At 55.7% G+C, this 8825-nt stretch carries 6 protein-coding genes; 4 read left to right on the forward strand and 2 right to left on the reverse strand.

Translation table 11 applies throughout. The features are described 5' to 3' along the window. Positions 1–256: 256 nt before the first annotated feature. Entirely contained in the window at positions 257–3274 is a 3018-nt protein-coding gene (locus tag AC1DW2_RS40715) for a Calx-beta domain-containing protein (RefSeq protein ID WP_477008871.1), read from the reverse strand. 971 nt (positions 3275–4245) lie between these two features. Here AC1DW2_RS40715 and AC1DW2_RS40720 point away from each other — a divergent pair. The 4 genes from AC1DW2_RS40720 (at position 4246) to AC1DW2_RS40735 (ending at position 7921) form a co-directional block, all read left to right on the forward strand. Continuing rightward, a complete protein-coding gene (locus tag AC1DW2_RS40720; protein ID WP_477008872.1) occupies positions 4246–4437 on the forward strand; it encodes a hypothetical protein in 192 nt (63 codons plus the stop codon). Positions 4438–4741: 304 nt separating this feature from the next. Beyond that, the gene (locus AC1DW2_RS40725; protein ID WP_477008873.1) at positions 4742–6088 is read left to right on the forward strand and encodes a hypothetical protein; all 1347 of its coding nucleotides are present in this window, start codon (positions 4742–4744) and stop codon (positions 6086–6088) included. After that, positions 6043–7146 (forward strand): acyltransferase family protein, encoded by a 1104-nt coding sequence (locus AC1DW2_RS40730; protein ID WP_477008874.1) that lies wholly within the window; start codon positions 6043–6045, stop codon positions 7144–7146. The genes AC1DW2_RS40725 and AC1DW2_RS40730 overlap by 46 nt, the downstream gene beginning before the upstream one ends. A gap of 544 nt (positions 7147–7690) precedes the next feature. Further along, the gene (locus AC1DW2_RS40735; protein WP_477008875.1) at positions 7691–7921 is read left to right on the forward strand and encodes a hypothetical protein; all 231 of its coding nucleotides are present in this window, start codon (positions 7691–7693) and stop codon (positions 7919–7921) included. Positions 7922–8614: 693 nt separating this feature from the next. Here AC1DW2_RS40735 and AC1DW2_RS40740 read toward each other — a convergent pair. Further along, positions 8615–8825, reverse strand: a 211-nt coding sequence (locus AC1DW2_RS40740) for a hypothetical protein (protein WP_477008876.1), incomplete at its 5' end; no start/stop codon positions are given.

Genomic DNA, 8825 nt, shown 5'->3' on the forward strand with positions numbered 1-8825 from the left:
TCAGCACTGTTCGCTTCCACACATTGGTCATAGGTTCCGTTGGCGGGAACGGAGTAGCTGCGATGAAAGACATGCAGGCTCAGTTGGAAAAGCTCCGAGGAGAACGACCCAGACGGCGTAGCGTTCGAATATGAGGTTCTCGAATGAACCATTGAAAGCCCGCCAGCGTGAGCAGGCGGGCCTCAAACTCCGAACCTCGAGCCGTACCATTCAAGCTTATCGTTCTTACGGATGAGGGTGAACGAACAGCAGATGCTTACGTCGCAATATGGAATCCGTTGTCGAACTGAACAAAGGAATGAACCAGTTTATTGCTGGGGTCAAAGTAGTGAATGCTATACTGGTCCGGCCGGGTATTTGCCTGATCGTAGTCGGTGAAAGCCGATGACCCGTCCTTGTTCACGATCGTCACGTAATCTAGTCGATCTTGATCGTCATACCCGGTAATAGCCATAGCCCACGGGTTCGATCCGTTCTGATTGTAATCGGTATAGAAGGTTTGGCCGTTGTCCATCTTCATAGTGACGTAATCCAGCTTTCCGTCGGGTCCATACCCTGAAATGGCCGTGGTCCACGGAAACGTATCTCCCTGATCGTAATCCGTGAAATAGGTGTTCCCCGTTGCGTGATCTTTTACCGTGGCAGTATCGAGACGCCCTTGAGCATCGTACGTCGACTGGTACTCAAATTGCGTGGCGCTGTCGTGAATAATACCATTGACGCTCATAACGACTGCATTGTTCGGCAGGTACAAGCCCGAAGGATCTAGGACCTTAAGCTGCATAGTTTCATCCGATTCCAGAACCCCATCCTGGCTCAGAGAAACTGAGATCGTTTGTTCTGTCTGCGCCGGTTGGAAAGTAACTGTACCGGCCTGCGGTGTGTAGTCGAGGCCGGCCTGGGCAGACCCGTCGAACGTCGTGTAGGACAGCGACACGGCTACATTGGGGACTTCAGAAAGCGTGAGCTTGAAATCAATATGCCCGTCGGATTCAGAAGCTTCGGCTTGTGTAGCACTTACTGTCGGAAAGACGATCAGCCCCTGCGAAGGATCGCTGTCGTCTACAGTTAGATTAGCATCCGTCTTCAGTCCAAGGAGAGCCGCATTGCTTAGGGCCTCCGCCGGCAACGAGGTCGGATCAAGGGACACGTGCGCGGTCTCTACCCCCTCCTTCACGGAGTCTGACAAAGCGGTAATGGCAACCGACGCAACGCTCTGCCCAGCCTCGAACTTGACGTCGATGGGCGCCAATCCGCCTTGAAGGTCGTCGGCACTTAGCGGAGACGCTCCATCGGGCGTGATGAGCAACCGATAGGTCGCAGCCTGGCTCACATCGCCGACCCGATGCAAAGTGAAGTCAGCATCACCGCCCTCGAGAGTACCGCTATCTCCGTCAAGGAAGACTATCGGAGAGCTTAAAGAAGATGCATCATAGAGCTCGACGGCTCCGGTGCCGCCTGCAGCTGAATCGTCGCTGCCGACGACCACAGATATGGTGGCGTCAGAAGACGCGTGAAAGAACAGAGCGGGCTCGTTGAGAATATCGGAATCGTGCGACACGAATGGTGCGTCCGACGATCCGACCTCAGAGAGCTTTAGGTAGGGATCGACGATTGTATTCGACTGTCCTCTTCCTTCCGCGCCGACAACCCGAACCAAATAGTCCTTTCCAGCTTCGACGCTAAACTGAGCTGGCTGAGCTTCTCCTCCAACCGGAATAGCGACTGTTTGCGAACCAGTCAGATGCAACGTCGCATCGGCAACTGATTGCGCCGGAGTGGCGAGCGCCATTAGCGCCTGAGCTGAAGCGGCAGAACCGTCGTCCATATCGACTTGACCGGTTTCACTGCTATCGATGGGTGTAAGTGTGCCGTCTGGCCAAAAGAGAAAAGTGCTCGTCGCAGACAACGAGGCGCTAGCGAACGAAGAGCTCGCGCCCGTAGATGAAGCGGGTGGGTTTGGCGGGGCGTGTTCAGTAAGATCAAGGTCCCACGCCGTGCCTGCGCTGCTGCCCACCACAATAACCGTGATGGTATCCTGCGCCGCTGTTATGCTTCCCGAATGGAAGTCGCTTACAAATCCGCCCGTATCGACGGTCGGGGTTCCGCCGGTAATGGAAAGCTTATCCGGGATTGAGTAGGCTTGGAAACCGTAATCGATGATATCTCCCTTAGTGACGTTAAAGGTACGAAGGAGGCCTTCGATTCCTCCGCTCAGATGTGCGGTGAGCAGATTACCCTTATCGATGATAGTTACTGCAGCGGTCGGAAGCGCCGCACCGTTCAAAAGAACGCCGTGGCCGCCATGCTCTTTGGCCTTATAGTCCGAATAGAACGCTCGGCCAGCGAGAAGACCCGGCCCGTTGACCTTGAGATCATCCTGGACGAAATAGTCTGTGATCTGCAGATCGATCTTCTCATCACCTTCAGGCGGCGTTTCGGGCGTATCGTTGGGCGCATGAATTACGTAGGTCGCCGAAGATTGGCCGGCAGGAATTTGAACGTACCAACCTTCGGCCCATTTGCCGGCGTCGAGAGTACCGCCATGCTTATCGTAATCCGGTTCCACATGCCTTATCCCGCCTAAGCCGGGCGTCTGAGGCTTGATACTATAGTCGACAAGTTGGGTGGCGATTCCGTGTGGATTTGCGGGGTCGTCAGAAATGTTGATGCGAACCCAGAGGTTCTTGCTGATCGGATCAGAGAGACGTACTGTGAAAGTGGTTTCTTCGCCTTCGTTGACGCTGCTCGCCGCCGCCGAGACAGAAATACTGTAGTTGAAGTCATTATGGACTTCGAAGGGGATAAGTTTTCCAAGTTCGCCAGCACTGGCTAGAACGTCATGCGCTGGCTGAAGGAAAATTCCAACATTAGCCCCAATACAGCCGTGTACGGCCTGCGACGGCTGAGCGAGATTTCCTTGGTGGAGGAAGATTGCCTCGCGGCCTGCAGGCGCTTCGTTGTCCGGTAGCTGCCAATGATAGATAGACCCAGCGCGATCTGCGCCTCCCGAATATTTAAGATGGTAGGAGGTGCTTTGCGCCCAAGGGATAGCGTCGTCCCAGCCGGCGTTCGATTGAGTAATATTCTTACCGTCTTTTTGTGCGGTAACCCAGCCCATCACGGCTTGCCCATTCGCATCCGTGCCGATTTTCTCAAAGTGCTGGAGCGTGATTGTCGCAACGCCATTATCGCGACGATCAAGGACGAACTTGTAGTCGCTTGAGGCGGAAGCGGCCGTTTGTGAGTTATTCAGCGCAATCGACGAAGCCATGATCGCTAACTCCTGACGCAACAAGGAGCAGGCCCGAAAACGACGGGTCCATCGGATTCAAAAGCGGCGGCAAATTGGCGCGAAAAATCGCGCAAGAGTTGGGATAAACATTTTATTAAAAAATTGGTTGAATTATTCAAACTGCAACTTGAATGTGTCAAGCCATCTTTAAACGTGTCAAAGTGTCGCATATTAATTCGCACATCACTGCACTCGCCTAGGGGGAACGTTGGCCGCGCCGGTGCTGCGGTGGGACGCTACGTGAAGTTCTGGCCCGCCAGCTTGAACCGACGGCCTTGATCCTACCGCCTCAGCCGGCGAGCAGTGCCGCCAGCCGTTGCGCGTTCCGTGCGATCGGCGCCAGCTTCATTTGCCCTTGCCGTATTATCAGCCCCTCCTATCCGTCACTTGCGTTGTTTTGTGTGAAGCGGCCGTTTTCTTCCTCGTCCTTCGCGACGCTTTGTCGGCAATCTACTTCGCCAGCACTTTCACGCCCGCAAGAATCTTGGTTTCGAACTCCCGACGCGCGCGCTAATTCGCGCAGCTATCGGATTCCTCCGACGATTTGTCGGAAGCGTGGCAGTTGATTTTCGTAACTCTCGGACTGAGATGGTGGCTCTCCTGGAGCCGCTATGTTCCCTGGGAGCGAGCGCGCTTCACCGAGAACTGGTGGATGTTCGTCTACTTCGAGAGCCGGAAGCGATGGCGAAAGGTAGGCGTGACGTTGGAAGACCTCTACGGGATCGATCCCGAGTTACCGGATCCCGACCCACCGCCTCCGCGATCTCCTGGCGGAAAAGTCGTTCCATTCAGGCGTCGCCGCAATCTTTGAAATCATGGGTGGCGGCGGCAGTGAGATTGCACTCGGTTGTGCATATCCTGAGCGAAACAAGCCAAACAAAGCCGATGCAACCCTTAGATGCCATGTGCTAGGCTTGGGACAGGAAGACTGGAGAGGGAAGTTCGACCAGATGGATACTGTCACGGTCTCAATATCCCTGCCCATCAACGGCACGCCTTTGGAGCGAGCTCAGGCCATCATGGCCGCGATGCATACTGAGAAGAATCCCAAGGCAACCTACGCGCTTGGACAACTCCTGAGCGACATGCGAGTTGAGAATCCGATGTTGCCGATCGAGATGCCCATCATCGGCCCAGCGTGACATGACGCAACGACGCCTGACTTCGGCCATCTATGATTTGGTCTGGGTGCTCGATAGCGATCTTTCTCGGCTTTCTCGGCCTCGGTGGTGTCACCAACATCCCTGCCCGCCTCCCAGTGGTGGGATAGGGGCCCCTATTGCAAAATTTAGGCTGAGCTCGGCATTTGCCCAACGTTTCGCATTCGCCGCAGTCACGGCGTTGCGATCGGTCACAGGGTTGCTCGATTGGGGGGGATGGTGCTAACCCGCTATGCGGGGATGGCAGGAAGGGGGCGCAGCGCTGCGGCGCTGCTGGAATGCGTGCATGAGGAAGAGACTTCTCGTTTTTGCTCAGCGGCAGGCGCAACTGAACGAACTGATCCGAGCCGCCAAAGTCCTCCAGACGGTATTCGATACGACGGTCTGTCTTGGTAGCCCAGATGCTCAGATGAGCAGTCGATGCGAGGCGTCTGGACTCAAGTGGGTCGACATCTCCGGTATCCCAGGGTCGGATGACATTGGCATCGGATGGAAGGTGCGAGAGAGTGCCGTCCATCCACTCCTGAAGCTGTACGGCAAGCTCGAAACGCCGCTCATCAAGCGTTGCTGCGACGAAGAGCTCTCGGCCATTAAGCGCGCAAGCGCCGTGATGAGGGCATATAAGCCGAGCCTGATCATCGTTGGGGAAGATGGGCTCGGAGGACAGGGAGCAATTCTTGCCGCAGCCAAGAGATGGGGGGCCAAGATCCTCACCGTACCGTACGAATACTCAACACGACGCCAGATGTTGTTGTTTTCGCAGCCGTTCGAGCCCAATTTTTCACCATTTGACCGCAAGTTCTTAAAGCTCTTCCCAAAATGGAAGACCAAGCGTGACGGGAAAGACGTCGTGTTTCTCCCCGCGAAGATCGCTTTTGCACGCGAGCTATTCCGTACCGCGCCATCTGATCCCTGGTCTGTTCACGGCGGTCCCGCCGATCGGATCGCCGTTGAAAACGAGTTCATGCGCAGGCACTACCTGCAAGACGGCCTAGCTCCCACGAAATTGGCCATGGTAGGCGCCCTTGCGAACGATGACCTGTTTTCGGCCCTGATGGCTGACCCACTTTCAGAAGCGTCCTTCAAGACGGGATCGAGGCGCGAAGAGCGCTCGACCTCGGTTCTTTGCGCTCTGCCCCCGAACTATATCGGCGGCTACGCTCCAAACTGCGAATTTCAGTCCTACGTTGATCTAGTCGATTTCCTGGCTGCGGCCTTCAATCGACCGGGGGTCAAAGTGACATTCCAGCTTCATCCAGGCATCGCAAAAGCCGACGCTGACTATGTTCGCTCGAAAGTGCCCGTCGTCGACGAGGACATCTCGCAATTGATCCCCGCGCATGATGCGCTGGTTACAACAGGCTCCTCAATTATTCGCATGGCGACGACGTGCCGAAAGCCAGTGCTGAACTACGATGTTTTCGGGTTTAACTATCAGGATTACGACGCTGTACCCGGCGTACTCAAAGCCCGCGACAAATCAGAGTTCATCGCTATTCTTGATCAGATCACCAATGGCGATCGATATCGCGCCACAGTTTCCGAGATCACCAAGAACCAATCCGACTGGGGATACTTCGACGGCCAATGCGGATCCCGCCTGGTCGACCTCGCCAATCAAATGACGGCTTAACCGACGTGCACCAACCTATAACGACAGAACGCAATCACATCCTCACCGTTGACGCAGCACGAGGCGTGATGGCCTTGATCGTCATGGCGTATCATATCCTTGAACGCGAGGCCGTGGTTGAAGTTGAACGCGCGGCTTACTATGCGGTCTATTCATTCTTTGTGATCAGCGGCTTTTCACTGCACATCGCCTACCGCGACAAGCTCGCCACGGCAGCGGGGATCCAATCCTACCTGATTAAGCGCTTCTTCCGGATTGCGCCTCTCTTCTACGTCGCACTCCTGCTCCGTCTTTTGCTCGTTCCCCTGCCCTCAAATCCGCTCTCAAGCATTTTGGTCAACCTATCGCTGGCGTTCGGGTTCGCCGACGCCGGCGCCCTTTCGCTGATTAACGGAGGATGGTCGATCGGCATCGAGATGGTCTTCTACGTGATCTTCCCCGTGATGATGCTTGTATGCGCAAACGACATCCGGCGATTGGCCGCCGTAGCGTTCGGGGGAATACTCCTGATGGTCTGTTTTGACAATTTCATCCTGCAAGGCGCGCAGACCATGACTTCAACTATATGGTCTCAATACACTCAGCCGGCCGCGTTCTTCGGATATTTCGCGGCCGGCGCATTGTTCGCCGAAGTTCTCACCAGATTCCCATGGATTAAAGGACAAACGGTCGCCATTCCCATCGCTGCCATTTGTCTAATCCCGTTCCTATTGATCCGKGTTGACGCACCCGTTCATCTCCTTGTTGGCGCGAAGGGCTTCATCCTGATGATGTCGAGCCTCATCTTCGTTGGGGCCGTGGCATTCGTCTCAGAGCCCAGAGGGAAACTTCGGGAGATTTCCGTCTGGCTCGGCGTGCTTAGTTACCCGGTGTATTTGCTGCATCCCCAGGCGCACCAGCTCCTATTGCGCATTGGGTTCGGCAACCAAGCGACGCGATCAATTGCCGTTGTTGTGCTCACGATTGCGCTCTCGCTGATCGTCTCAAAATACCTAGAGATGCCAGCCCGCGAGTACGGGCGCCAACTTGCAGCCAAGTGGAGCGCAAAGCTTTCCTAGTTACCATGTGCCGGTGGACACAACAGTGAACGCCAGCGCCTCGCTCAATCTTGGCGAGCGGCGACCGTGACAATTGTCGCCGAGCTCAAAGTCTCACCTATGCGGCTTCGACGTCGCGAGACCTTTTGACTCTTTCCCCAACCGGTATCCTTTTTTTTTGAGGCGGGTTATCCGGCTGACGTCGCCGGTACGATCGCTTGGGCTTGGGTGGCGGCGGAGGCGGCTCGAAGACTGGCTGTAGCCTGTTGTGCAGAACCTTAGCTAAGTACTCGCCCAGAGAGCTCTCCTTGAAGAGGCACAGGTCGCGCATCGTGTCCACGATCTGAAGCAATGGGATGGAGTCAAAGGCCTCGACCCTTGCGCTCTCGCTTTGGTTGCGGTTGGATGTTTGGAGGAGTTTCAGATGCGCATCTTACTTTTTGGATCTACATCCGCAGGACGACCCAAAATAGTGACACAAACGGTTTGCTTGCCGGCGCGGCGGCAGCGGATTTGACCAAACAGGTGCGAGGCTGTTCTGGTCTCAATCCAGCGGAGACACCTTGTGCAGATTAAGCTTCCCGCGACCGACCTCAAGGCAGCGCAAAGCGTCGACAGTATTGAACTTAAGGACGAAGCGGGGAGGCCGATCGGCCAATACTTGTTCGGAAAGGGTCACGGACGAACCATCTTCCTATTCGGAAAATACAAAGGCACATTCAAGACCCACGCTGAGTGCCAGGCGTTCGTTGACGGCATCCTTGCCGTGATCAATCACCACGGCACTACTCAATAATATGTTATGTCGAGCGGATCGGCTGAGCGCAGACTTTTATTGGCCCAAGCTATTGCCCCGCAAGCCCCAGCGGCCGCCATGACCAAGGCAGAGAACAGAGCAGCCGCGAAGGCTTGGCGCCAAGACTGAGCGCATCAAGGCGGATCTCGCCGAGCTAGACTGAAATTTCCGCAACCACGACGCGCAGTACCTCGCAAGCACAAGCAGTCGATGATTTGACGCTTGCCGGACGGCGAAGCGCCCGCGAGGGCTAGTAGTCCGCCGAAACCCATCGTATATCGTGCGACGACATCCCACCGCGCGAATTCGATCAATGATGCGTTACGCCCCTTTGTTATGCTTGCTCCTGACTACCTGCTCTTCAATTTGGGCCAACACCTCGGGGCCCGCGCCAGTGTTCCAGCCGGTGCAAGCACCCACCCAAGAAACGATACAAGAGGGCGTTCAGATTGCCGCCAAAGCAGCAAAGCTAGGTATGCCGGTTGAGATCTCGGCCCTACGGAAGGCTGACCACGGGCCAGGAGATTACTTTGTCTGCCTGCGAGAGGCGAGCCCGTTGCTCGACAAGCCACGCCCGACGTATTCCGTGTTTTTCGATGACGGTTACAAGGACTTGAGATTGTCCGTCATTCTAGAAAACTGTGAGCAGCAGCAATATTCGAGGGCGAACTTAGGCGCGAGTTTGAAATCGCCCTACCAAGGAAGATAGAGCGCAACGAACAGCCCGAGGCCGGCAAGAAGTATTGCCCACGCGACGGGCCTGACGATTGCGATGCGGTCCACGGTAAGCCCCTGGATTGAAACGAAGTGCTGGTGGTGTCTCAGTGAGACACTACCGTCCAGTTCGCCCTGGGACTTGGACCAGCCCGAATAGCCGCCCTTCCCGTACCCGAACATGAGACCC

Source organism: Bradyrhizobium sp. P3_C3 (assembly GCF_056402655.1).

Excerpts from the sequence above, each read along its gene's own strand:
- AC1DW2_RS40715 (WP_477008871.1), bottom strand. The coding sequence starts at position 3,274 with ATGGCTTCGTCGATTGCGCTGAATAACTCACAAACGGCCGCTTCCGCC.
- AC1DW2_RS40720 (WP_477008872.1), top strand. The coding sequence starts at position 4,246 with ATGGATACTGTCACGGTCTCAATATCCCTGCCCATCAACGGCACGCCT.
- AC1DW2_RS40725 (WP_477008873.1), top strand. The coding sequence starts at position 4,742 with ATGAGGAAGAGACTTCTCGTTTTTGCTCAGCGGCAGGCGCAACTGAAC.